The organism is Streptomyces sp. NPDC058008 (assembly GCF_042886395.1).
In the GTDB taxonomy this organism is placed as follows: Bacteria; Actinomycetota; Actinomycetes; order Streptomycetales; family Streptomycetaceae; genus Streptomyces.
This window is the reverse complement of the sequence record NZ_JBHVQX010000001.1, coordinates 51,262-74,957: the sequence shown is the minus strand read 5'-3', so window position 1 is coordinate 74,957 and position 23,696 is coordinate 51,262. Positions and strand designations below refer to the sequence as shown.

Genomic DNA, 23,696 nt, shown 5'->3' with positions numbered 1-23,696 from the left:
GGTGGAGGCCCGGTCCCGTTCCCGGACACGGGAAGAATCTTGCAAAGAACCCGTTGCAAAGATGTCTTTGCAACTCTACGCTCATGCCATGCCACCGATCGAGCCCGACGGCCGCACCCCCGGCGCGGGCGACCCGAAGATGCACCACGTCGACGCCCACACCCTGCGCGGGCTCGCCCACCCCCTGCGCATCCGGCTCCTGAACACGCTCAGGGAGTTCGGCCCCGCCACCGCCTCCGGTCTCGCCGGCCGGCTCGGCGAGTCCAGCGGGGCCACCAGCTACCACCTCCGCCAGCTCGCGGCGTACGGCTTCGTCGAGGACGACCCGGAGCGCGGCAAGGGGCGTGAGCGGTGGTGGAAGGCGGTGCACTCCGGGACCGTCTTCGGACCCACCGCCGACTTCATGCGCCACGCGGACCCCGAGGTGCGGGGCGCCATAGGGGTGGTGCTCCACGAGGTCGCCACCACCCACGCCCAGGAGCTGAACACCTGGCTCGGGACGATGCACGAATGGCCCGAGGAATGGCTGCGCGGCTGGGACACCAGCGACTTCAAGACCCGCCTCACCCCCGAGCTCGCCCTGGAGCTCTCGGCGAAGATCCACGCCCTGGTGAACAGCTACCGCGGCCGCGTCCCCGACGACACGGAGGGTTCGGCCGTGGTCCGCACCCATCTGCACATCTTCCCGCGTCCCAACGAATGAGGGGATCACCTTCGTGCACAGCGACGTCCACCTTCTGCTCCACCTCTACCGCGCCGCCGACCTGCGCCACGACGCCGCGGCCTTCCACCCGGTGGAACGCCCCATGCTGCGCCACCGCGTGGGCTGGACGATGATCGAGCTGGGCCTGCGCCTCACGCAGGCCGGGACGGCTCCCGCCGCGCGAACGGCCTGACGGTGGACGGGGGGAGACCGTCCGGACGGCGCACCCCGCTCGCCGCCGTCCTGGCCGCCAACTCGATCTCCACGGCGGGCACCTCACTGACCCTCATCGGGGTCCCCTGGTTCGTCCTGGAGACCACCGGGAGCGCCGGCCGGGCCGGGGTCGTCGCCTTCTGCGCGACCCTGCCGATCGTCGTGGCCGCGCTCGTCGGCGGGCCCGTCATCGACCGGATCGGCCGGCGCCGGGTCTCCGTCGCCTCCGACACGGTCTGCGGCGCCGCCGTCGCGGCCGTACCTCTGCTGCACCACGCGGGAGCGCTCCCCTTCTGGGCGCTGTGCGCGCTGATGGCACTGAACGGGCTCTCCCACACGCCCGGCAACACGGCACGCCACGTCCTGGTACCCGATCTCGCCGAACACGCGGGGACCACCCTGGCCCGCGCCGCGAGCCTCTTCGACGCGGTGTCGCGCGGCGCCCGCATGCTCGGCGCCGCACTGGCGGGCGTACTGATCGCCGTCGCCGGCGCCGGGACGGTCCTCCTCCTGGACGCCGCCACGTTCGCGCTGTCCGCACTGCTCGTCGCGGCGGGGGTGCGCGGGGTCCGCGCGGCCGAGCCGAGCGAGGCGGCGGCCCCCGTCTCCCTGCGCGCCTACCGCGCCGAGCTGGGGCAGGGGTACGCCTACGTGCTGGGCAACCGGCTGCTGCTCGCCGCCGTCGTCATGGTGATGTTCATGAACGGCGCCGACCAGGGCTGGAACGCCGTCCTGCTGCCCGTGCACGCCGAGGGCGAACTGGGCGGGGCGGCCGACCTCGGCCTGCTCACCGCGCTCTTCGGCGCGGGCGGGCTGACCGGCGCCCTGCTGTACGGCGCGGTGGGCCACCGCTTCTCCCGGCGGACCGTGTTCACGGTGTGCGTGATGCTGTGCGGGGCGCCGAGATTCGCGGTCGCCGCCCTGACGGGGACGACCCTGCCGCTCGCGGTCACGATGGCGCTGGGCGGCGTCGCCGGCGGCATGCTCAACCCGATCCTGACGACGCTGACGTACGAACGCGTTCCCGAGGAGCTGCGCAGCCGGGTGTCCGGGGCGCTCACTGCGGGCTGCGAGCTCGCGATGCCGGTGGGCGGCCTGGCCGCCGGACTGCTCGTCGAGGGCATGGGCACGTCGGGGGCGCTGCTGGCCATGGGCGGGGTGTACTTCCTGGCGACGCTGAGCCCGCTGGTCTTCCCCTCCTGGCGCGGCATGGAGGCGCCGGAGCCCGAGGTCAGCAGCTCGGGACACTGTCCCCCTGGTCCAGGGCCCGCAGCGAGGACACCGCGCTCTTCAGTGTCGTGACGGGGATCAGCCGCAGACCGTCGGGGCGCTCCGCCTCGGCCTGCGCGCACTCGGCCTTCGGGACGAGGAAGACGGTGGCGCCGTCGCGCCGGGCGGCCTGCGTCTTCAGGGAGACCCCGCCCACCGCGCCGACCGTGCCGTCGGCCTCGATCGTCCCCGTACCGGCGACGGTACGTCCCCCGGTCAGGTCGCCGCCGGAACCGTCGCCCACCAGCTTGTCGATGATGCCCAGGGAGAAGAAGAGGCCCGCGCTGGGGCCGCCGACGTCCGCGAGGTGCAGGGTGACGTCCACCGAGCCGGGCTTCCGGTCCAGGTAGTTCAGGGCCGCGTCCACGGCGACGTTCTGCGACTTCACCATGTCCTGGAGGTTGTGCTGCTCGATCTCCTTCTCGGAGCCGCCGGTCGGGTAGACGGAGTCGCGGGGCATCACCGCCCGGTCCGTCCGGAACCAGCTGTCGATCACGTCCCCGACGCCGACGTCCGCCGTGGGCGCGGTCGCCAGGATCGTCGTCATCCGCAGCTGGCCGTCCGTGGTGCGGGTCGGGGTGCCCTTGATCGTGATGACCGGCGTCCCCTTGTCGTCCCCCAGGACGTCGGCGGTACTGCCGGGCTGCGCCACGGTGAACGGGAGCGGCGCGAAGGCCGCCGTACCGAACAGGGCGAGGACGGGCAGCGCGCAGAGGGCGAGAGCACGGGGGCGGGAGAGACGAATGGCCACCCGACCAATCTAACGGCCGCGCGCCCCCGGATCCGACCGCCCCGGCGTCCCCGGGGAGGCCGGAGCCCACTCCTGCCGTCGCGGACCGTGCCCGGTCAGCGGGCCGGCACGGTCCGTACGGCGCCTCAGCGCAGCGCGTCGGCGACCTCACGGGCCGCGTCCAGGACACGCGGGCCGACCCGCTCCGGTACGGCGTCCGCGAGCATCACCACCCCCACGCTGCCCTCCACCCCGGAGACCCCGACCAGGGGGGCGGCGGCCCCGCAGGCTCCGGCTTCGAGCTCGCCCTGGGTGAGGGTGTAGCCCGGGTGGTCGGCCGTCTTCTGCCGGGCGGTGAGGATCGCCCGGCCCGCGGCACCCCGGTCCAGGGAGTGGCGGAACCCGGCCCGGTAGGCCACGTGGTAGTCGGTCCAGGTCGGCTCGACGACGGCGACCGCGAGCGCGTCCGACCCGTCGACGAGCGTGAGGTGCGCGGTGGCCCCTATGTCCTCGGCCAGCGAACGCAGCGCGGGCAGCGCGGCCTCCCTGACGAGCGGGTGCACCTGCCGGCCCAGACGCAGCACGCCCAGACCCACTCGGGCCCGGCCGCCCAGGTCACGCCGGACGAGCGCGTGCTGTTCCAGGGTGGCGAGCAGGCGGTAGACCACGGTGCGGTTGACGCCGAGTCTGTTCGACAACTCGGTGACGGTCAGCCCGTGGTCGGTATCGGCGAGCAGCTTGAGGACACGCAGTCCCCGGTCGAGCGTCTGAGAAGTCTCTGCGGTCACGACGCCCTCTCCCTCGTGGTGAGCGGGGCGGTTCTCTCTCCGGGACACCGACGCCGGTCCCACGGCGACGCACCGAGAGGCCGCCGACTGGCCATGGCACCGGCTGCGCTCCGCGGCGACGTTGCCACGGGGCGTTCATGTTTCGGGGACATTAGCGAGCGGGTCCGCTCAGCGGAAGACCTCGTCCAGAATCCGGTCTCCCCCCGGAACGGCACGGCATAACCGCCGGTCAGCGGCGGACCGTCCGGAACGCGAACATCTACGCGCGTTCTAGTCGGGTGACTCGACGGCGACGCTCCGTACATCACGGGTGAACGATTGTTAACTCACCGTAAAAGAATGTGTCAAAATTTTTCCCCGGGACAGGCGCCCGCCGCCCCCGCGCGCCCCTCCCCCACGCGCACGCCTCCCGCGCCCGCGTGCCCGAAGCGGCCGGGACCGTCCGGCGTCCCGCCCCGCCCACGGCGAGGCCCCGGTGCGCGGGCGGATCACACCGCGCACCGGGGCCGGGGGCTGCTCAGGTCCGCCGGGGCCTCTTCACCGCATCCGGGTGGCCCACTCCTGGACCTTCTTGATCCGGTCCTGGATCTGTCCGGCCGTCGCCTCCGCGCTCGGCGGGCCGCCGCAGATCCGACGCAGCTCGGTGTGGATCACGCCGTGCGGCTTGCCGCTCTGGTGCGTGTAGGCCGACACCATCGTGTTGAGCTGCTTGCGCAGCTCCAGCAGCTTCTTGTGCGTGACGACGGGCCGGTCCTCGGCCGCCTTCTCCAGGAGGTCGGCCTCCGACGCCGGCTTCTGACGGCTGTGGGCGATCTGCCGGGTCTGCCGCTTCTGGAGCAGCAGTTGCACCTGGTCGGGTTCGAGCAGCCCCGGGATGCCCAGGTAGTCCTGCTCCTCCTCGCTCCCCGGGTGCGCCTGCATGCCGAACTCGGCGCCGTCGTACAGCACCCGGTCGAAGACCGCGTCGGACTCCAGGGCCTCGAAGGGCAGCTGGTCCTCGGTCTCCTCGTCCTCCAGCTTCTCCGCGTCGGCGAGGAGCTGGTCCTCCTCGGCGAACGGATTCTCCTCCTCGCCGCCCTTCTTCGGCTTGTCGAGCACGTGGTCGCGCTCGACCTCCATCTCGTTCGCGAAGTCGAGCAGCATCGGGATCGTCGGCAGGAACACCGAGGCGGTCTCGCCGCGCCGCCGCGACCGCACGAAACGGCCGACGGCCTGCGCGAAGAACAGCGGGGTGGAGATGGTCGTCGCGTACACGCCGACCGCGAGACGGGGTACGTCGACGCCCTCCGACACCATCCGGACCGCGACCATCCACCGCGACCCGTCCTGGCTGAACGCGTCGATGTTCCTGGACGCGGCCTTCTCGTCGGACAGGACCACCGTCGGCTTCTCCCCGGTGACCGACTTGAGGATCTTGGCGTAGGCGCGCGCCGACTCCTGGTCCGTCGCGATGACCAGCCCGCCGGCGTCCGGAATGCCCTTGCGCACCTCGGTCAGCCGCTTGTCGGCGGCGGCCAGCACGTTGGGGATCCAGTCGCCGGTCGGCGCCAGCGCGGTGCGCCAGGCCTGCCCGATGGCGTCCTTGGTCATCGGCTCGCCCAGCCGGGCCGCGATCTCGTCCCCCGCCTTGGTGCGCCAGCGCATGTTGCCGCTGTAGCTGAGGAAGATCACGGGGCGCACGACACCGTCGGAGAGCGCGTTGCCGTAGCCGTACGTGTAGTCCGCCGAGGAGCGCCGGATGCCGTCGTTGCCCTCCTCGTACGCCACGAACGGGATCGGGTTCGTGTCGGACCGGAACGGCGTGCCCGTCAGGGCCAGCCGCCGGGTCGCCGGGTCGAACGCCTCCTGGCACGCCTCGCCCCAGGACTTCGAGTCACCGGCGTGGTGGATCTCGTCGAGGATCACGAGCGTCTTGCGCTGCTCGCACCGGTTGCGGTGCAGCATGGGGCGCACGCCGACACCGGCGTACGTGATCGCGACCCCGTGGTACTCCTTGCTCACGGGCCCCGCGCTGTATTCGGGGTCGAGCTTGATGCCTATGCGGGCGGCGGCCTCCGCCCACTGCTTCTTCAGGTGCTCGGTGGGCGCCACGACGGTGATCTGCTGCACCACGTGGTGGTGCAGCAGCCATGAGGCGAGGGTCAGCGCGAAGGTGGTCTTCCCGGCGCCGGGGGTCGCGACCGCGAGGAAGTCGCGCGGCTGCTCCTGGATGTACTTCTCCATGGCACCCTGCTGCCAGGCTCGCAGCTTGCCGGCCGTCCCCCAGGGGGCGCGGCCGGGAAAGGCGGGTGAGAGGTGGTGGGAGGCGGTAGTAGTCACGGTCTCCGGTTCGGGGCACTCGGGTACGTGGGGTGCTGCCCGTACGGTCCGGAGTCCGGCCCGTACGCGATACGACAACCGGGCCACCCTACCGGCGGGCGGGACGGAACCCCGTACGGATCAGCCATGGCCCGGCGCCGCTGAGACCCGCTTCACAGGAGGCGGTCGTCCGGCGCACGCGGCCGGCCGCCCGGCGGTCCCGGGCATGTCCGGGGCCCCTCGGCACGCCTCCCGCCCGCGGACGGCCGTCCGTAGCGGGCCGGACGGACCGCGCTCACGCGCCCGTTCCCTCCGCTCCGCGGTGCCGGGCACCGGGCCCGGGGTCCAGCTCGTCGACCGACCGGGGACGGGAGGGATCGCGCGGTACCGCCCTAGGGATCCGTCCGCACCCGTGCGGCCACCCACACCCCCGCCAGCGCCACCGCGGCCATCGGCAGGAACACCACCAGGAACGCGCCCGGGTGCGACCCGGCCGCACCGCTTCCCACGGCCCCGTGGGCGGCCGCGCCCACCGCTCCGCCGCCGAGCGCGGCGAACGCCGCACCGCCGGCGGCGAGCAGCAGCGCGTTGGCCAGCCCGTCCGAGATCTGGAGCGCGGCCGAGTTGGCCCCCGCGTCCTGCGGGGCCGACAGCTTCAGCAGGAGGACGCTCGTCGACGCGATCACCATGCCCATGCCGAAGCATCCGAAGGCCCAGACCACGGCCAGGGTCCACACCGGCACCGACTCGACCAGCACGCCGGGCGCGGCAAGGATCGCCAGCGCCACCAGCACCATGCCGGCCTTCATGAAGGCCCCCCGGTGGGGCTCCAGCCGGGGCCGGGCCAGGACGTACGAGCCGAGCGCCCAGGTCAGGCCGCCCGCGGCCAGGGAGAGGCCGGCCAGGGTCGGGGACAGGCCGCGCTGGGTCACGAGCATCAGCGGGACGAAGGACTCGGCGACGATGAACGAGCCGGCGGATATCCCCCGCAGCAGGATCACGGCGGGCAGCCCCCGCGCGGCCCGTACGGTCCCCGGGGGCAGCAGACCGCGTACGGCGGGGACGAGCAGCGCGGCTCCGGCCAGCGCCGGTACCAGCGAGAGCCACCGCAGCTCCTGCCCCGCGTACTGGAGCAGCCCGGCCCCCGCCGAGATGCCGAGCGCCAGCCGGATGCGGCGCCCGTCGAACGGCTCCGCCGCGGCCTCCGCGTCCACCGGGCCGCCCGCCATCCGCCGGATCGCGGGCAGCGCGAGGCCGAGCGGGAGAAGGATCAGGACGGGGATGCCGACGAAGACCCAGCGCCAGCCGAGGTGTTCCGTCACGGTCCCCGACGCGAGGGGCCCGACGACCGAGGGGATGATCCAGGCCGCGGAGAAGGCCGCCATGATGCCCGGCCGGATCCGCTCCGGGTAGGCCCGCCCGATGACCACGTACAGCGCCACGATCACGAGCCCGCCGCCGAGGCCCTGGACGGCCCGGCCCAGGACGAACATCCACATGCTCGCCGCCGTACCCGAGAGCAGCAGCCCCGCGCCGAAGGCGCCGATGCCGGTGGCGAGCGGGGCCAGCGGCCCGCGCCGGTCGGCCCACTGCCCGGAGAGCACCATCGCGAAGAGGCTGGTGGTGAAGTACGCGGAGAAGGCGAAGGCGTAGAGCGGGATGCCGTTCAGCTCCCGGGCCGCGACCGGCATCGCGGTGCCGACGGCGGTCGCCTCGAAGGCGATGAGCAGGACGACGGAGACGATGCCGATGCTGAGCGCCCTGTACGTCCGCCCGAGCACGCCTTCCACGGGGGCGGCGGCGGTGGTGTCCACGAGGGCGGCGGTGACCTCGGCGTCACGGGGTTCCAGGGCAGTCATGAGCCCCAGAGTAAGGGCCACGGCACCGGGTGACCCCTGTCGGTGGGCGTTGTCCGGCTGGTCCCTTGGTCGTAGGCCGCAGGGCCCGCGGGCGCGTGAACGTGAACGCGGTGTGGCAGTCACGTTGCGGCCCGCCCGCGCCCCTTGAGGCCGGTCCCGCGGGCCCCGTACGGTCAGGAGCAGATCAATAGGACACACGGCCGTGTGCCCGAGAGGTTCAGGGGCTCGACTGCAACTCGAGTTACACCGGTTCGAATCCGGTCACGGCCTCCGCGGAAGACCGCGCATGCGGGATCGGCGACCGCTCCCCGCCCCGCGGGGGGTCGCGGTACTGGACCGCGCCCCCCCTGCGGGGGTCAGGACCTGGGCGTGACCGCCACCGCCGCCTGGGGGCGGATCGGGAGGCGGTTGACCGGGCGGCCCGTCGCGGCGCGGACCGCCGAGGCGACCGCCGCCGGGGACGTCACGACCGGGGCCGCCGAGGCCGGTTTGGCGCCGAAGGGCGCCACCACGTCGCGCTCCTCGACCAGCTTGACGATGTGGATGTCCGGGGTGTCCAGCGACGTCGGGAGCGCGTAGCCGGTGAGGTCCGGGTGCCGGATCAGTCCGCGGGCGGTGCGGAGGTTCTCCGTGAGGGCCGCGCCGATGCCCAGGGTAACGCCCGCCTCGATGCGGGTCGCCAGCTGGGACGGGTTGAGGACGCGGCCGACGTCCTGGGCGACGGCCATCTCGACCACCCGGACCGAACCGAGTTCGATGTCGACGTCGACCACCGCGCGGACCGCGCAGAACGCCAGCCCGACGAACGCGTCTCCCTGGCCCGACCCGTCGAGCGGCTCGGTGGGGTGGGGACGGCACTGGGCGGTGGCCCAGAGCTCCTTGCCGTCCATCGCCTCCATGACGGTCGTGGACAGCACCCCGTCGTACGAGGTGATCTTGCCGCCGGCGATCTGGAGCAGCTCCGTGGACATCCCGAACTTGTGGGCGAGCGGCTGGAGCAGCTGGGTGCGCACCATCTTCGCGGCCCGCTCGACCGCCCCTCCCGAGACCCAGGTGTGGCGGCCGTGCGTCGCCGGGCCCGCGGGGGGCTGGTCGGTGTCCACCGCGGCCACGTGGACCTCTTCGATGCCCAGGGTCTCCTGGACGATCTGGCGGGCGAGCGTGGTGAAGCCCTGACCGGTCTCGACGGCCGCGCAGATCACGGTGGCGACACCGTCGTGGACCCGGACCGTGGCCGTGGACACCTCGTCGGCGCCCTCGGCTCCGAGCATGTGGACCATGCCCAGGGCGTAGCCCACGCCCCTGCGGACGGCTCCGGGCTCCCCGGCCCCCTCCAGGCCGCCGGGGAGCAGCCAGTCGTCCTCCGGATCGTCCTTGGGGAGCGCGGGCAGCGGGAAGTCACGCAGCGCGCCCAGGAGTTCGGCGACGGGAGCGGGGCAGGTCACCGTCTGGCTGGTGGGGAGGATGTCGCCCGTGGAGAGGGCGTTGCGCAGGCGGAGCTCGACGGGGTCGATGCCCAGCTTCGCCGCCAGCTTGTCCATCTGGCCCTCGTACGCGGCGCACACCTGCATCGCGCCCTCGCCCCGCACGTGACCGGAGGGCGGGTTGTTCGTACGGACCGCCCAGCCCTCGATGAAGGCGTGCGGGACGACGTACGGTCCGCAGGCGAAGGCCACGGCGGCGGCCAGGGACTCGGACGAGGAGTCGGCGTACGCGCCCGCGTCGAGCAGGATCTGCGCCTCGACCTTGACCAGCCTGCCCTCGGCGTCCGCGTGGTGGCGGTAGCGGAGCAGGGTCGGGTGGCGGTGGGCGTGCCCGAGGAAGGACTCCTCGCGGGTGGCGGCCAGCTTCACGGGGCAGCCGGTGCGCAGGGCGAGCAGGCCGAGCGGGATCTGGAAGCCGGGGTCCTCCCGGTCGCCGGTCGCCCCGGGGACGCCGGTCACCACGACCTTGACCCGCTCGGGGTCGAGGCCGAAGCAGGCCGCGGCCAGATCGCGGTCGGTGTGCGGGTCGGTGGACGCCGTGTAGAGCTCGACCCCTCCGTCGGGGCGGGGCACGGCGAGGCCGGCCTCCGCGCCGATCGGGGCGGGGTCCTGCCGGCCGATGCGGTAGAGGCCCTCGACGATGACCTCGCCCACCGTCTCCGGATCGCCGTAGCGCAGCGGGATGTGACGGATGAGGTTGCCGTCGGGGTGCAGGGGCTCGGCCGCGAAGGCCTTCTCGGGGTCGGTGACCGGTTCGAGGATCTCGTACTCGACGGTGATCGCCGCGGCGGCCAGCCGGGCGGTGTCGGGGTGGTCGGCGGCGACAGCGGCGATCGCCTCGCCGTGGTGGCGCACGAGGTCGGAGGCGAACACGGGCCGGTCGACGACACGGCGGCCGTACGAGCCGTCCCCGGGGATGTCCTCGTGCGTGACGACCGCGCGTACGCCCGGCATGCCGGCGGCGGCCGTCGCGTCGATCGACAGGATGCGCGCGTGGGGGTGCGGGGAGCGCAGCATCGCCGCCCACAGCAGGCCCTCGGCCCACAGGTCGGCGGCGTACGGGAAGGTGCCCTCGGTCTTGGCACGGACGTCGGCGGGCGGCAGCGAGGTGCCCAGTCCGAGCGCGGGCGGCTCCTGGTCCACCTCGGGGCCCTCGGGCCGCGGTGTCGTGCGCGTGGTGCCGGTAGCGGTGGCCGCGTCGCTGGTCACGCCGCCTCCTTGTCGTTCGCTCCGCTGCGGTGGCTGATGGGGGGGATGACCGGTGGTGCGGGAGACGGCGCGGTGTTCACCGGGCGTCTCCCTCGTGTGCCTGGACGCCGCCCGCGCCGGGGGCGGCCTGGTGCGGGATGCGCGCCTCGGTGTCGTCGGGAACGGCGGCCGCCGCCTCGGCGGTCGCCTCCCGGCCGGCGACGACCTCGCGTACGGCGTCGAGCACGCCCCGGTAGCCCGAACACCGGCAGAGGTTGCCGCACAGGGCCTGACGGGTCTCCAGCTCGCTGGGGGCGTGGTTGCCCTCCAGGAGGTCGTGGACGGTCATGGCCATCCCCGGGACGCAGAAGCCGCACTGGACCGCGCCGCACGCGGCGAGGGCCCGCTGGACGTCGGAGGGTTCGCCGTCCACCGCGAGGCCCTCGACGGTGCGGACCTCGCTGCCCGCCGTGGTGGCGGCGGGGACCAGACAGGAGGCCACGAGGCGGCCGTCGACCTGGACGTTGCAGGCACCGCACTCGCCCTGCGAGCAGCCGTCCTTGGCACCGGCGAGGCCGAGGCGCTCCCGGAGCACGTACAGCAGCGACTCGCCGATCCAGGCGTCGCTGACGGGGCGGTCCGCGCCGTTGACATGGAGGACGTACGAGGCCGAGGGGTGCTCGCTCGGACCGGCCGGGAGGACCGGGGCGGCGGGCTCCTCGACGGGCAAGGACCCCTGACCGGGGGCGGGTTCGGCTTCGGGTTCCGGGCCGGCGACCGGAACCGGTTCGGCCCCGGGGGCCGCCGCCGGGATGCCGGCCCCGGGACGGTCGGCCTCCTGGACGGCTTCCGCGGCCGGGGGGCCGGCGACCGGCTCCTCCGGCGCGTCGGAGACCTCCAGGACGGGCCCGGAGACCTCCAGGACCGGCTCGGGGGCCTCGGGGGCGGGCTCGGGAGCCTCCACGGCGGCCTCCGGGACCTCGGGTGCCCCCTCGGCCTCCTGTGCGGCCTCCGGGGCCTCCACGGGCCCGGCGGGCGCGGGCGGGGCCTCCGGCGCGGCCGGCTCGGGCCCGGCCGCCGGCTCCTGCGTCGCCCACGGGGCGGGCGCACCGCCGGGCAGGGTCGCGGGGGGCGTGTCGGCGTACCACGCGGAGGCCGCCGCCGAGGCCGCGAACTCGCCGGACTCGTCCGGGAGGTCGCCGCCCGCCACCGGGATCGTCCACTCACCGGTGTGCCCGGCGGGACCCGGAGCGGGTTCGGGCTCGGCGGGCAGGGCCTCGGTGAAGTTCCACTGGGCGGTCGTGGACGACGTCTGCGTGTACTGCGAGGTGTCCGGGTACGGGTGCTGGTACGGGTCGTACCCCTGGTTCGGGTCCTGCTGGTTCGGGTCGGGCCAGTGCACCCCCTCCTCGCCGCCGGGGTGGCCCGCGTGCGGCTCCTGGGGCTCCGGCGACCGCACGACCCAGCTGCCCGTCGCCGCGGGGTCGAGGCCCGCGGCCGGGGTCAGCGGCAGGATCATCGGCGGCACGTAGCTGTGGCCGGGTGCCGCCAGCGGGTCGTTCGCGAGGTCGGCGAGGTCCTCCGGGGCGAGGTGGACGAAGGCGGTCGCCTCGGCGTCGTACTCACCGCCCTGCGGGGTCGGCTGCCAGCCGGCGTACGGATCGGGCGTCCCGTGCCGCTGCTCGGGGTTCTCTTCATTGCTCACGACAGTGCCCTCCCCAGTGCGCGTCGGGCGAGCGCGGCGACGGTGCGCCGCAGGTGCAGGACGGCGGGGGACAGCGGAGGTGCTTCTCCCCCGTCCTCCGGTGGAGCCGGGTCCGGGATGCAGGCCGCCGCGACGTACTCGCCGAAGGCGGCCAGCGCGTCGGGGGCCAGGCCGCGTTCGCCGTCCCAGTCGATCAGGGAGGCGATCCAGCGTTCGGCCTCCAGCGGCCGCAGGGGCATCGGCGCGATCGCCCCGACCGCGCAGCGCACCCCGCGCCGGGCGGGGTCCAGGACGATCGCGACGGAGGCGGTGGCGCGGCCGGGGCCGGTGCGGCCGGTCGCCTTGAGGAAGACCTGGGGCGCGTGCAGCAGCGGTACGCGGACGAAGCCGATCAGCTCGGCGGGTTCGAGCATCTCGCGGCCCGCCAGCAGGTGCGAGACGGGGATCTCACGACGTGAGCCGCCGGCGCCCGCGATGACCAGCTCGGCCTCCAGGGCGGCCAGCACGGGCAGGGCGTCGCCGGTCGGCGCCGCGGTGGCGATGTTGCCCCCGAGGGTCCCGGCGTTACGGATCTGGGGCGGGCCGGCGGCGCGGGCGGAGGCGGCCAGCGCGGGGATGAGCGCGGCGAAGTCGGGCCGCCCCATGCGCGCGTGGGTGAGGCCGGCCCCCAGCAGGGCGTGGCCGTCCTGGTAGTGCCAGCCGCGCAGCTCGCTGATCCGGCTGAGGCCGACCAGTCCCGAGGGCCGCAGCAGGCCCTTGTTGACGGCCGACATGAGGTCCGTGCCGCCGGCCACGGGGACGGCGGCGGGCATGGCGCCGAGAGCCGCCACGGCCTCGTCGAGCGAGGCCGGCAGCGTCACCGACTGCGTCGCCTGCGGTGCGTGCGTGGTCAACCCAGCTGCCCCTTCCCGGTGTCCCGGCAGTCCCGCCTGTCCGCCGTACGGTACGTGCTCACGGCCGGGACGTGGCAACTCTGGCACATCTTCCGGGCTGTCCGACGCGAGGGTCCGTGAAGGGGGTTTCCGTCCCCGGCCAGGGGAAAAGTCACCTTTGGCAGACCTTCTGCCCGGCGCACGAATTGCACCTCTTCAGCGAGTTCGTACGACTTATTCGGTTCCCCCGGCCGGGATGCGCGGCAGCGGTCACACGGTCGGGGGCGGTCCCTCGATCGGGCGACCCAGGACGCCCGGCCGGCGTTGCCACGGGAGCGGGCCCGAGGGCGGCCGGTAACCGACGCCCAGAACGTCGAGCCGGGCGTAGTGGGTGTCCATCCTGCGCCCGAAGTCCGCGAAGTCCCTTTCGCCGGACGCCGGGAGGCGTGACCAGGCGACCTCCGCGAAGGCGGCGAGCCTCGGGAACACCTGGTAGTCCACGCGGTCCTGGTTCTGCATGACCTCGGTCCAGACGTTGGCCTGGGTGCCCATGACGTGCCGGGCCGCCTCCTCGGAGAGGCCGGGGGGCACGGGCTCGAAGCGGTAGACGTCCTCCAGGGTGCGGACGTAGCCGATGGGCATCGGCTCGTCCGGGCCGCCGTCCTGACGGTAGTCCAGGTACACCTGCTGAAGGGGGCACATCACGACGTCGTGCCCGGCCTCGGCGGCGGCGATCCCGCCCGCGTACCCGCGCCACGACGTCACGGCCGCGCCCTCGGCGAGACCGCCCTCCAGGATCTCGTCCCAGCCGATCAGGCGGCGCCCCCGGCCGGTGAACCACCGGTCGAAGTGGCGGATGAACCAGGACTGGAGTTCGTCCTCGTCCGCCAGGCCGAGTTCGGCCATGCGGGCCTGTGCCGACGGTGACCGCCTCCACTGGTCCTTGGGGCATTCGTCACCGCCGATATGGATGAACGGCGAGGTCTCGGCCGGGAACAGGTCGAGCAGTTCCTCGAAGACGCCCTCGAAGAACCGGAGGGTGTTGTCGGTGGGGGCGAGTACGTTCGGATTGACGCCCCAGGTGTCCCACACGGAAAGGGCGGAGGTGTCGACGACATCGGTGTTGCCCAGTTCCGGATAGGCGCTGATCGCCGCCTGGGAGTGGCCCGGGATGTCGATTTCGGGGACGACCCGGATATGCCGCTCGGCCGCGTACGCCACGATTTCGCGGATGTCGTCCTGCGTGTAGAAGCCGCCGTGCGGGGTCTCGTCCCAGAGTGCGGAGTCCCGGTGGCCGTATTTGGTGCGCGCGCGCCAGGCTCCGGCCTCCGTGAGCCGGGGGTGGCGCTTGATCTCGACGCGCCATCCCTGGTCGTCGGTGAGGTGGAAATGGAAGACGTTCAGTTTGTGGGCCGCCAGCAGGTCGAGCATGCGCAGCACGCCCTCCTTGGGCATGAAGTGCCGTGCCACGTCGAGCATCAGGCCGCGCCATCCGAAGCGCGGGCCGTCCTCGATCCGGGTGAAGGGGACGCCCGTACGCGGACCGGGGCCGACGGGGGCCCGGCGGAACGCCTCGGGGCCGAGGAGCTGGCGGAGCGTCTGCGCTCCCCAGAAGACCCCGGCCGCGCTGCCCCCGGCGATGCGCACGCCGTCGGCCGTCACGTCCAGCCGGTAGCCCTCGGGCTCCAGCGAGGCGTCGACGCGCAGCGCGACGCTGTTCACGGCCCCTTCGGCACCCGGGCCCGAGGGGGCGAGCGGGAGGCCGAAGGCCGCTCCGAGCGTGGTGCGCAGCCAGCGTTCCGTGCCCTCGGTGCCGGGTCCGGCCGTGAGGGTCGTGGCCCCGTCGGGCAGGAACGCGCCGGTGCCTTCTCCGCCGGTGCTCACCGGCGCGGGAATCAGGTCGTGCATGTCAGTCCTTCACCGCTCCGCCGAGTCCTGAGACCAGGCGGCGCTGTACGAGGACGAAGAAGACCAGCACGGGAATGGTCATCACCGTCGAGGCCGCCATGATCCCTCCCCAGTCGTTCTCGTCGGGTTTGAAGAAGACCAGCAACGCCATGGGAAGCGTCGACTGGGAGGTGTCGCTGATGAGGAACGATTTCGCGAACAGGAAGTCGTTCCAGGTCGAGATGAACGAGAAGACGCTGGTCGCCACGAGGCCGGGGAAGACGAGCGGGAAGAGGATCTGCCACAGGAAGCGGGTGCGGCTCGCACCGTCGATGTAGGCGGCCTCCTCCAGGGCTTCCGGAACGGCCTTGACGAAGCCGCGCAGCATCCAGATCGCGAACGGGAGCGAGAAGGCCAGGTGCGGCAGGATCAGCGATCCCAGGGTGTTCAGCTGGCCGAAGTCCCGCATCAGGAAGAACAGCGGGATGGTCAGCGCCTCCACGGGCACCATCTGCGCCACGAGGAACATGATGAGCAGCGTCGTACGGAACCTGAAGCGGAATCGGGTGACGGCCGTCGCGGCGAGGAACGCGATCAGCGCGGAGGCGATGACGACCGTTCCGGCGACGATCAGGCTGTTGAGGAAGTAACGGCCGAATTCCTGTTGTTCGAAAACCCTGCGGAAGGAGTCGAGCGAGGGCGCCAGCGTCCAGGGGCGGGCCTCGGTGGACTGGATCTCGCCCGCCGGTTTGAAGGCGGAGAGCACCATCCAGTAGAGCGGGAAGGCGACCGCGGCGGCGATGACGAGGGCCGCCGCCTCCGCCGCCAGCCTCCCCGGCCGGCGGACGCGCAGGAGCGCACGCGTACTCACAGTTCCTCCCCCTGGCGCCGCACGAGGCGCAGATAGACCAGCGTCACGGCCAGCAGGATCACCAGCATCACGACACCGATCGCCGATCCGAGGCTGTACTGCGAGGACGCGAACGCCTTCTGGTACGCGTACACGTTGAGCACCAGGTTCTGGCCGGCGATGCCTCCGCCGTTGGTCATGACGTAGATCTGGGTGAACACCTTGAAGTCCCAGATCACCGACTGGATGGTGACGACGGTCAGGATCGGGCGCAGCATCGGCGCCATGACCGACCGCCAGATCCGCCACTGCGAGGCGCCGTCCAGCGAGGCGGCCTCCAGCACCTCGGCGGGGATCGCGCGGATGCCGGCGTAGACGGTCACCATCACGAACGGGAACGAGCACCAGAGCACTTCGAGGAGCACCAGGGCGAAGGCGCTGTAGCGCCCGTACGTCCAGGAGAAGTCGCCCAGGCCCAGCACCCTGTTGACCGGGCCGAAGTCCGGGTCGAACAGGAAGACCCAGACGGTCGACCCGGTGACGGCCGGTGTCGCCCAGGCGCCCAGGGCCGCCATCATGAGCGCGAGCCGGGGCACGGCGCGGATCCGGGTCAGCAGGACGGCCAGCGCGCAGCCCACGAACAGGGTGGCGAGCACGCAGGCCGCGGCGAAGACCACGGTCGCGGACAGCACCTGCCAGAACTGGCTGTCGCCGAAGAGCGTGGCGTAGTTGCCGAATCCCTGGAAGGTGGTCGGCTCGCCACCGCTGACCTGGGCCTGGGTGTACTCCAGGAAGGAGATCAGGCCCAGCTGGTAGATCGGGTAGACGAGGAGTCCGCCGAGCAGGACGAGGGCGGGCAGCAGATAGAGCCAGGGGGTCCAGCCCGGGCGCCGGGCCGGTGATGCCGGGCGGCGCCGGGGCGGGCGGGCCGTGGCCCCGCCCGCCCCGGACCTCGCGGGCTCGCGCAGTACGGTGTCCGCGGTCATCGTCAGCCCGCTTCGGCGAACGCCGCGTCCATCTTCTTCGCCGCGTCGTCCGAGGCGGCGGCCACGTCCTTACGGCCGCTGACGATCTCCTGGAACATGGTCGGCAGGACCAGCGAGGCGTCGATGCCGCCCCAGGCCGGGGAGGCCGGGACGAACCTGGCGCCCGCGCCGAGCGTCCGGACGAAGGGGCCGACGAACGGCTCCTTCTGCGCGGCGGAGTCCCGCACGTCCGTGTACGTGGGCAGGAAGCCCATGGCGTCGAACATCTTCGCCTGCGTCTTCTTGCCGGTCAGCGACTTCATCAGGTCGACCGCGAGGGTGCGGTGCGAACTGCTCTTGAGGACGCCGATGTTGTTACCGCCCGCGAACGCCGGGGCGATCGAGTCCTTCCGCACGCCGGGCAGCGGCACGACGGCGTACTTGCCCTTCACGGTGCCCGCCTCGACGGCCGCGTGGCTGAAGTCGCCGCCGATCGCCATGGCGGCCTTGCCGGACGCGAAGGCGGTGACGGTCGCGTTGCCGCCCATGGCCGCGCACTTGGCCGCCGGGCAGTTGTCGTCGCCGAAGAGCGAGGTGTAGGCCTCGATGCCCTTGCGGGCCTTCGCGCTGTTGATGGCGGACCGGTAGGCCACCCCGGTCTCCTCCGCGAGTTCGCCGCCCTGCGCCCAGATGAAGGGCATCGCGCCGTAGGTGTACGCGCCGCCCACCGCGAGCCCGTACAGGTCCGGCTTCTTCCGGTGGATCTTCTTCGCGGTGGAGATCAGCTCGTCCTGGGACTTCGGGGGCTCGATGCCGAGCTCGTCGAAGACGTCGGTGCGGTAGTACAGCGCGCGTACGCCGACGAAGAGCGGTGCTCCGTAGACCTGGCCGCCCACCGTCACGGACTGCTTGGCGGTCGGGTCGGTGTCCTTGGCCTCGTCCCAGGCGGCGAACTCCTTGCTGATGTCCGCCAGCCCGCCGTCCTTCACGTACCCGGCGGTGTCGGTGTTGCCGTACTCGATCAGGTCGGGGGCGCTCTTCGGGTCGTTGAAGGCGGCCTTGATGCGCTGGGCCCGGGTGTCGACGGGGATGTACTCGACCTCGACCTCCGCGCCCTCGTGGGCCTTCTCGAAGTCGGCGATCGCGGCGTCGACGACCTTCTCCTTGGGCTTGTTGCCGACCTCCTGGAAGAGCCAGACGCGGAGCGTCCCGGTCTTGTCGTCGCCCTCGGAGCTGGTGTCGGAGGTCTGCGGCGCGCAGGCGGTGGCGGTGAGGCCGGCCAGCACAAGGGCCGCGGCCGGAGCGGCAATTCGGGCAGAAAGCTTCATCCGGGACCCCTACCGGTCAATCGTTGCATTCCATGCAACGTGCGTTTCGTTCTGCACAACTTGCAGGAGACTAAGGGTGCCCCCGCACGCCGACAAGTGGTCTCAACCACTCTGTGACCACGTGGTGCAGCCCGTGCAACGGCACCCCCGCACACGCGCGGCGCCCGGGGCGGGGCACGGCCTCACCCCGGGCGCCGGGCCCGGACACGCGAACGGCCCCCCGGGCACGCGTCACCGCGCGCCCGGGGGGCCAGGGTCAGGGGAGGGAAAAGTGATAAAAGGCCGGCCGGCTACTTCTTGCCGCTGTCCTTGCCGCCCTTGCCCTTGTCCTTGTCGCCGCCGGCGCCCATGGACTCGTAGATCTCCTTGCACATGGGACACACCGGATACTTCTTCGGGTCACGCCCCGGGACCCAGACCTTGCCGCACAGTGCCACCACGGGAGTGCCCTCCAGGGCGCTCGCCATGATCTTGTCCTTCTGGACGTAATGGGCGTAGCGCTCGTGGTCACCGTCGCCGTTCGACACCTGCGGCGTCGGCTCTACGAGGGTCCCCGTACCTGCCCCGCGCTCGGGCTCAAGAGTGCTCATAACTGCCAAGCGTACTGAAAGCTCCGAGCATCAGTTCAGCGAAGGGTCGTCCGGATACGTCGCGATCATCGCCAGTTCGCTGCGCTGCCGCCGCAGAACCTCTCGCCAGAGGTTCTCGGGCCGTGGGGACGAGACGTCACCGGGTTCCGACTCGACGACGTACCAGGCGCCGTCCGTCAGCTCCGTCTCCAGCTGGCCCGGCCCCCAGCCCGCGTATCCGGCGAAGATCCGCAGCGAACCGAGCGCCGCGGCCAGCAGTTCCGGCGGGGCGTCCAGGTCCACCAGGCAGATCGCCCCGTGCACCCGGCGCCAGCCGACGGGCGCCGCGGGCCCCGGGGAGCGGCCTCCCGGGCCCGTACGGGGCCGCGAGCCCGGGAAGGGCCCCTCGTCCCCGGGGATCAGCGCCACGCCGAGCGCCGAGTCGAGCGACACCGGACCGCCCTGGAAGACCACGTCCGGCTCGCCGCCCAGACCGGCCCAGGACGCCAGGATGTCCCCGACGCCGACCGGGGTCGGACGGTTGAGGACGACACCGAGCGAGCCCTCCTCGTCGTGGTCGAGGAGCAGCACCACCGCACGGTCGAAATTCGGGTCCGCAAGGGCGGGCGCGGCCACGAGCAGCCGTCCTGTGAGCGAGGACACCTCCGTCATGGCACAGATGATCCCGCATCTTCGCCCTCCGCGGGGACCAAGTGGCCCGCCCGGTCCCGGCCGGCGGCCGTCCGCAGCTCAGGGCGCACGGACACCGCACGGAGGCACCGGGAGCGCACGGACGCGGGGCGCGCGGGCGGACGGCGCGAGCGGTGACACTCCGCGAAGAAGGGGGTGCGGAACGTGTCCGGACGGATCCAGGACCTCCGAACACCCCCCGGCGCCTTACGGAAGGGGGCCGGAAGGCCATTACCCTTTTGTTGGCCCCCTGCCCGACCACTCCGGAACGCGAGATACATGACCGGCACAGACGATGTCCTGCTTGTCCACGGCGGCACCCCGCTGGAGGGCGAGATCCGCGTCCGAGGCGCCAAGAACCTGGTGCCGAAGGCAATGGTCGCCGCGCTGCTCGGCAGCGGGCCCAGCCGGCTCCGCAACGTGCCCGACATCCGCGACGTGCGGGTGGTCCGGGGGCTGCTGCAGCTGCACGGCGTGACCGTCCGCCCCGGCGACGAGCCGGGCGAACTCATCCTCGACCCGTCGCACGTCGAGAGCGCGAACGTCGCCGACATCGACGCCCACGCGGGCTCGTCGCGCATCCCGATCCTCTTCTGCGGCCCCCTGCTGCACCGCCTGGGCCACGCCTTCATCCCGGGCCTCGGCGGCTGCGACATCGGCGGCCGGCCGATCGACTTCCACTTCGAGGTGCTCCGCCAGTTCGGCGCGACCATCGAGAAGCGGGCCGACGGCCAGTACCTGGAGGCCCCGCAGCGGCTGCGGGGCACGAAGATCCGTCTTCCGTACCCGTCGGTGGGCTCCACCGAGCAGGTGCTGCTGACCGCCGTCCTCGCCGAGGGCGTCACCGAGCTGTCCAACGCGGCCGTCGAGCCGGAGATCGAGGACCTCATCTGCGTACTGCAGAAGATGGGCGCGATCATCTCCATGGACACCGACCGGACCATCCGGATCACGGGTGTCGACAAGCTCGACGGTTACACCCACCGGGCGATCCCGGACCGCCTGGAGGCGGCCTCCTGGGCGTCCGCGGCGCTGGCGACCGAGGGCAACATCTACGTGCGCGGCGCCCAGCAGCGCTCGATGATGACCTTCCTCAACACCTTCCGCCGGGTCGGCGGCGCCTTCGAGATCGACGACGAGGGCATCCGCTTCTGGCACCCGGGCGGCGCGCTGAACGCCATCGCGCTGGAGACGGACGTGCACCCCGGCTTCCAGACCGACTGGCAGCAGCCGCTGGTGGTGGCCCTGACGCAGGCCGCGGGGCTCTCGATCGTCCACGAGACGGTCTACGAGTCCCGGCTCGGCTTCACCTCGGCGCTCAACCAGATGGGTGCGCACATCCAGCTCTACCGCGAGTGCCTCGGGGGCTCCGACTGCCGCTTCGGGCAACGGAACTTCCTGCACTCGGCGGTCGTGTCCGGGCCGACGAAGCTCCAGGGCGCGGATCTGGTCATCCCCGACCTGCGCGGCGGGTTCTCGTACCTGATCGCCGCCCTGGCGGCCCAGGGCACGTCCCGGGTGCACGGCATCGACCTGATCAACCGCGGCTACGAGAACTTCATGGACAAGCTGGAGAAGCTCGGCGCGAAGGTCGAACTCCCGGGCGGTTCACTCGTCTGACGCCCTGACCGGCGCGCTCCGGCGCACGCACGGCGCTGCCGCACACAGCACCGCGCACCCCCGCACCACAGTCCGCCGCCCCGGCCCCCGCGAGGGACCGGGGCGGCGGGCTTTTCCGTACGGAGCCCGCCCAGGCGTCCGCAGGACGCCCGCTCAGGCCCGCGCGGGCGGGCCGCCCTCCCCGTGGGCCCGTCCGGGTCGGCGGGGCGCCGCAGCCCGGCTCACAGCGCCCGTACGGGTGAGGGCTCCGGGACCCCCGGACAGGGGAAAGGGCGGCCGCCCCCGGTGGGGACGGCCGCCCTTCCTGTGCCTCGGGGGGTCTTACTTGCCCTTGGCGGCTTCCTTGAGCTTCGAGCCCGCGGAGACCTTCACGCTGTAGCCGGCCGGGATGTTGATCGGGTCGCCGGTCTGCGGGTTACGAGCGGTGCGAGCGGCACGGTGGGTGCGCTCGAAGGTCAGGAAGCCGGGGATGGTGACCTTCTCGTCGCCCTTGGCGACGATCTCGCCGACGGTCTCGGCGAGCGCGGCCAGAACGGCGTCGGCGTCCTTGCGGGTCACCTCGGCACGGTCGGCCAGGGCGGCCACCAGCTCACTGCGGTTCATGTTTGTACTCCCGTGTTCTTCTTGCCTGTGAGGCGTGAGATCGAAGCCGATGCTGCCAGGGCCCTCTGACAGTCCCCGGACCCGGGTCTGATGTCAGACCCTCGCGCCCGAATACGCATCCTGCCCCCACCTGCGGCGCTAACGCCAATCCGGAACCCCGCGACGTCACACGAAAAGCACCACCGAATGCCTGTGATGACGTTCCGTCGACTTGTTGGAGCGGTGCGCAGCGGATGCCGGGCCTGTGGGGCTCGCTGCCCGCCCACCCTAAAGGGGCGTTTGGGACGCCGCGACCCGCGACGCGCCGTACGGACCGCTCCGACGTGAGCTACGGCACCGTCCGCGGGGGCCGTGGCCGACCCCCGCGGACGGCGTGTGGCAGGCCGCCCGGGCGGATGGGCCCTACGCGGGGTCGGAGGCCGCCTCTGCGACCCCGGCGGCCTTGGCGGCCTCCCTGACGGCGCCCGCGACCGCGCCGGCGACCTTGTCGTTGAAGACCGACGGGATGATGTAGTTCGCGTTGACCTCGTCCTCGGCAACGACGTCGGCGAGGGCGCGCGCCGCGGCGAGCATCATCTCGGTGTTGACGGTGCGGGACTGGGCGTCCAGCAGGCCGCGGAAGACACCCGGGAAGACCAGCACGTTGTTGATCTGGTTCGGGAAGTCGGAACGCCCGGTGGCGACGACCGCCGCGGTCTCACGCGCGACCGCCGGGTCGACCTCGGGGTCCGGGTTCGCGAGAGCGAACACGATCGCGCCCTCGGCCATGGCCGCCACGTCGGCGCCGTCCAGGACGTTGGGGGCGGAGACGCCGATGAAGACGTCCGAGCCGGCGACGGCCTGCTTGAGGGTGCCCGTGACGCCCTCGGGGTTGGTGTTGTCGGCGATCCAGCGCAGCGGCGAGTCCGGGGTGGCGTCCACCAGGTCCTCGCGGCCCGCGTGCACCACACCGTGGATGTCGGCGACGACCGCGTGCTTGACGCCGGCGGCGATGAGGAGCTTCAGGATGGCCGTACCGGCCGCGCCCGCGCCCGACATGACGACCCGTACGTCACCGATCTCCTTGCCCACCACGCGCAGCGCGTTGGTCAGGGCGGCCAGGACGACGATGGCGGTGCCGTGCTGGTCGTCGTGGAAGACGGGGATGTCCAGGGCCTCGCGCAGCCGTGCCTCGATCTCGAAGCAGCGGGGGGCGGAGATGTCCTCCAGGTTGATCCCCGCGAAGCCGGGGGCGATCGCCTTGACGATGGAGACGATCTCGTCGGTGTCCTGCGTGTCCAGGCAGATCGGCCACGCGTCGATGCCGGCGAAGCGCTTGAAGAGGGCGGCCTTGCCCTCCATCACGGGGAGCGACGCCATCGGGCCGATGTTGCCCAGGCCCAGCACGGCGGAGCCGTCCGTGACCACCGCGACCGAGTTGCGCTTGATGGTCAGCCGGCGGGCGTCCTCGGGGTTCTCCGCGATCGCCATGCAGACCCGCGCCACACCCGGGGTGTAGATCATCGACAGGTCGTCACGGCTGCGGATGGGGTGCTTGGACGCCATCTCGATCTTGCCGCCGAGGTGCATGAGGAACGTACGGTCGGAGACCTTGCCCAGCACGACGCCGTCGATGTCGCGCAGGCCCTCGACGATCTCGTCCGCGTGCGAGGTCGAGGAAGCGGCGATCGTGACGTCGATCCGCAGCTTCTCGTGGCCGGAAGCGGTCACGTCGAGGCCGGTGACCGAGCCCCCGGAGGACTCCACGGCCGTGGTGAGCTGGGAGACCGCTGTGCCGCTCGCGGGCACCTCCAGCCTGACCGTCATCGAGTACGAGACGCTGGGCGCCGTTGCCATGGCCGAGTCCTTCGCTTTCTGAGCTTCGTTGCCGCACGCGAACGGGGCCGGGCCCCGCACGTGCGTTCCGATCGTCGCACCTACCGGCCGGTAGCAGGTAATGACTGCCACCTTTCGGAAACTTTTTTCCACCATACGAGAAGCTGACGTTCCGCGTAACCCCGGTCGGCGGTGAAACACGGCGGGATGCCCGAAGGGGGGCGCGCGGGCTTCAGGACCCCGACGCTTCCGGGGAACCC

Annotated in this window: 19 protein-coding genes and 1 tRNA gene; 5 read left to right on the top strand and 15 right to left on the bottom strand. The window is 72.5% G+C overall.

Annotation, left to right across the window (positions count from 1 at the left end; translation table 11 throughout):
• The first annotated feature begins 88 nt into the window (after positions 1–88).
• From ACFVS9_RS00275 to ACFVS9_RS00265, 3 genes are read left to right on the top strand one after another with little or no spacing between them, the layout of a single operon-like run.
• Positions 89–703 carry an ArsR/SmtB family transcription factor gene (locus tag ACFVS9_RS00275; protein ID WP_383118823.1) on the top strand — a complete coding sequence of 205 codons (615 nt, stop codon included), beginning with the start codon at positions 89–91 and terminating at the stop codon, positions 701–703.
• Positions 704–716: 13 nt separating this feature from the next.
• Positions 717–896, top strand: coding sequence for a hypothetical protein (locus tag ACFVS9_RS00270; protein WP_389929116.1), 180 nt, complete (start codon positions 717–719; stop codon positions 894–896).
• Between the two features lie 2 nt (positions 897–898).
• Complete coding sequence (locus ACFVS9_RS00265) at positions 899–2,218, top strand: MFS transporter (RefSeq protein ID WP_383118821.1); 1,320 nt, start codon at positions 899–901, stop codon at positions 2,216–2,218.
• Here the strand turns inward: ACFVS9_RS00265 and ACFVS9_RS00260 are convergent.
• The 4 genes from ACFVS9_RS00260 to ACFVS9_RS00245 form a co-directional block, all read right to left on the bottom strand.
• Complete coding sequence (locus ACFVS9_RS00260) at positions 2,148–2,936, bottom strand: S16 family serine protease (protein WP_389929113.1); 789 nt, start codon at positions 2,934–2,936, stop codon at positions 2,148–2,150. The two genes, ACFVS9_RS00265 and ACFVS9_RS00260, sit on opposite strands and share 71 nt — an antisense overlap.
• 125 nt (positions 2,937–3,061) lie before the next feature.
• Entirely contained in the window at positions 3,062–3,703 is a 642-nt protein-coding gene (locus tag ACFVS9_RS00255; protein ID WP_383118819.1) for an IclR family transcriptional regulator, read from the bottom strand.
• 537 nt (positions 3,704–4,240) lie between these two features.
• Positions 4,241–6,022 (bottom strand): DEAD/DEAH box helicase, encoded by a 1,782-nt coding sequence (locus tag ACFVS9_RS00250; protein ID WP_383118818.1) that lies wholly within the window; start codon positions 6,020–6,022, stop codon positions 4,241–4,243.
• A 371-nt stretch (positions 6,023–6,393) separates the two neighbouring features.
• Positions 6,394–7,860 carry an MFS transporter gene (locus ACFVS9_RS00245; RefSeq protein ID WP_389929111.1) on the bottom strand — a complete coding sequence of 489 codons (1,467 nt, stop codon included), beginning with the start codon at positions 7,858–7,860 and terminating at the stop codon, positions 6,394–6,396.
• A 198-nt stretch (positions 7,861–8,058) separates the two neighbouring features.
• Here ACFVS9_RS00245 and ACFVS9_RS00240 point away from each other — a divergent pair.
• Positions 8,059–8,130 (top strand) — tRNA-Cys (locus ACFVS9_RS00240).
• 86 nt (positions 8,131–8,216) lie between these two features.
• Here ACFVS9_RS00240 and ACFVS9_RS00235 read toward each other — a convergent pair.
• From ACFVS9_RS00235 to ACFVS9_RS00195, 9 genes are all read right to left on the bottom strand, one after another.
• Entirely contained in the window at positions 8,217–10,553 is a 2,337-nt protein-coding gene (locus ACFVS9_RS00235) for a xanthine dehydrogenase family protein molybdopterin-binding subunit (protein ID WP_383118663.1), read from the bottom strand.
• Between the two features lie 76 nt (positions 10,554–10,629).
• A complete protein-coding gene (locus tag ACFVS9_RS00230; protein ID WP_389929109.1) occupies positions 10,630–12,237 on the bottom strand; it encodes a (2Fe-2S)-binding protein in 1,608 nt (535 codons plus the stop codon).
• Positions 12,234–13,130 carry an FAD binding domain-containing protein gene (locus tag ACFVS9_RS00225; protein WP_389929107.1) on the bottom strand — a complete coding sequence of 299 codons (897 nt, stop codon included), beginning with the start codon at positions 13,128–13,130 and terminating at the stop codon, positions 12,234–12,236. Before ACFVS9_RS00225 ends, ACFVS9_RS00230 begins: the two co-directional genes overlap by 4 nt.
• 249 nt (positions 13,131–13,379) lie before the next feature.
• Positions 13,380–15,017 carry a beta-N-acetylhexosaminidase gene (locus ACFVS9_RS00220; protein WP_383118666.1) on the bottom strand — a complete coding sequence of 546 codons (1,638 nt, stop codon included), beginning with the start codon at positions 15,015–15,017 and terminating at the stop codon, positions 13,380–13,382.
• A gap of 1 nt (position 15,018) precedes the next feature.
• Positions 15,019–15,867, bottom strand: coding sequence for a carbohydrate ABC transporter permease (locus tag ACFVS9_RS00215; protein WP_383118667.1), 849 nt, complete (start codon positions 15,865–15,867; stop codon positions 15,019–15,021).
• Positions 15,864–16,832 carry a carbohydrate ABC transporter permease gene (locus tag ACFVS9_RS00210; protein ID WP_389929104.1) on the bottom strand — a complete coding sequence of 323 codons (969 nt, stop codon included), beginning with the start codon at positions 16,830–16,832 and terminating at the stop codon, positions 15,864–15,866. Before ACFVS9_RS00210 ends, ACFVS9_RS00215 begins: the two co-directional genes overlap by 4 nt.
• Before the next feature lie 2 nt (positions 16,833–16,834).
• Positions 16,835–18,139 carry an extracellular solute-binding protein gene (locus tag ACFVS9_RS00205; RefSeq protein ID WP_389929102.1) on the bottom strand — a complete coding sequence of 435 codons (1,305 nt, stop codon included), beginning with the start codon at positions 18,137–18,139 and terminating at the stop codon, positions 16,835–16,837.
• A gap of 290 nt (positions 18,140–18,429) precedes the next feature.
• Positions 18,430–18,729 carry a DUF3039 domain-containing protein gene (locus ACFVS9_RS00200; protein ID WP_014155978.1) on the bottom strand — a complete coding sequence of 100 codons (300 nt, stop codon included), beginning with the start codon at positions 18,727–18,729 and terminating at the stop codon, positions 18,430–18,432.
• Positions 18,730–18,759: 30 nt separating this feature from the next.
• Positions 18,760–19,380, bottom strand: a complete 621-nt coding sequence (locus ACFVS9_RS00195; protein ID WP_389929100.1) for a YqgE/AlgH family protein — start codon at positions 19,378–19,380, stop codon at positions 18,760–18,762.
• Positions 19,381–19,677: 297 nt separating this feature from the next.
• Here ACFVS9_RS00195 and murA point away from each other — a divergent pair, with 297 nt between their 5' ends.
• Positions 19,678–21,018, top strand: coding sequence for a UDP-N-acetylglucosamine 1-carboxyvinyltransferase (gene murA, locus ACFVS9_RS00190; RefSeq protein WP_015608864.1), 1,341 nt, complete (start codon positions 19,678–19,680; stop codon positions 21,016–21,018).
• A gap of 321 nt (positions 21,019–21,339) precedes the next feature.
• On the opposite strand, the gene ACFVS9_RS00185 is transcribed toward murA, so the two are convergent.
• Positions 21,340–21,621: an HU family DNA-binding protein gene (locus ACFVS9_RS00185; RefSeq protein ID WP_003968811.1), complete on the bottom strand. Its 282-nt coding sequence runs from the start codon at positions 21,619–21,621 to the stop codon at positions 21,340–21,342.
• 402 nt (positions 21,622–22,023) lie between these two features.
• Positions 22,024–23,457 carry an NAD-dependent malic enzyme gene (locus ACFVS9_RS00180; RefSeq protein ID WP_383115832.1) on the bottom strand — a complete coding sequence of 478 codons (1,434 nt, stop codon included), beginning with the start codon at positions 23,455–23,457 and terminating at the stop codon, positions 22,024–22,026.
• Positions 23,458–23,696 lie beyond the last annotated feature (239 nt).

Coding starts and splice junctions, on each gene's coding strand:
- ACFVS9_RS00245 (WP_389929111.1), bottom strand. CDS start 7,860: ATGACTGCCCTGGAACCCCGTGACGCCGAGGTCACCGCCGCCCTCGTG.
- ACFVS9_RS00180 (WP_383115832.1), bottom strand. CDS start 23,457: ATGGCAACGGCGCCCAGCGTCTCGTACTCGATGACGGTCAGGCTGGAG.
- ACFVS9_RS00200 (WP_014155978.1), bottom strand. CDS start 18,729: ATGAGCACTCTTGAGCCCGAGCGCGGGGCAGGTACGGGGACCCTCGTA.
- ACFVS9_RS00185 (WP_003968811.1), bottom strand. CDS start 21,621: ATGAACCGCAGTGAGCTGGTGGCCGCCCTGGCCGACCGTGCCGAGGTG.
- ACFVS9_RS00205 (WP_389929102.1), bottom strand. CDS start 18,139: ATGAAGCTTTCTGCCCGAATTGCCGCTCCGGCCGCGGCCCTTGTGCTG.
- ACFVS9_RS00275 (WP_383118823.1), top strand. CDS start 89: ATGCCACCGATCGAGCCCGACGGCCGCACCCCCGGCGCGGGCGACCCG.
- murA (WP_015608864.1), top strand. CDS start 19,678: ATGACCGGCACAGACGATGTCCTGCTTGTCCACGGCGGCACCCCGCTG.
- ACFVS9_RS00220 (WP_383118666.1), bottom strand. CDS start 15,017: ATGCACGACCTGATTCCCGCGCCGGTGAGCACCGGCGGAGAAGGCACC.
- ACFVS9_RS00210 (WP_389929104.1), bottom strand. CDS start 16,832: ATGACCGCGGACACCGTACTGCGCGAGCCCGCGAGGTCCGGGGCGGGC.
- ACFVS9_RS00195 (WP_389929100.1), bottom strand. CDS start 19,380: ATGACGGAGGTGTCCTCGCTCACAGGACGGCTGCTCGTGGCCGCGCCC.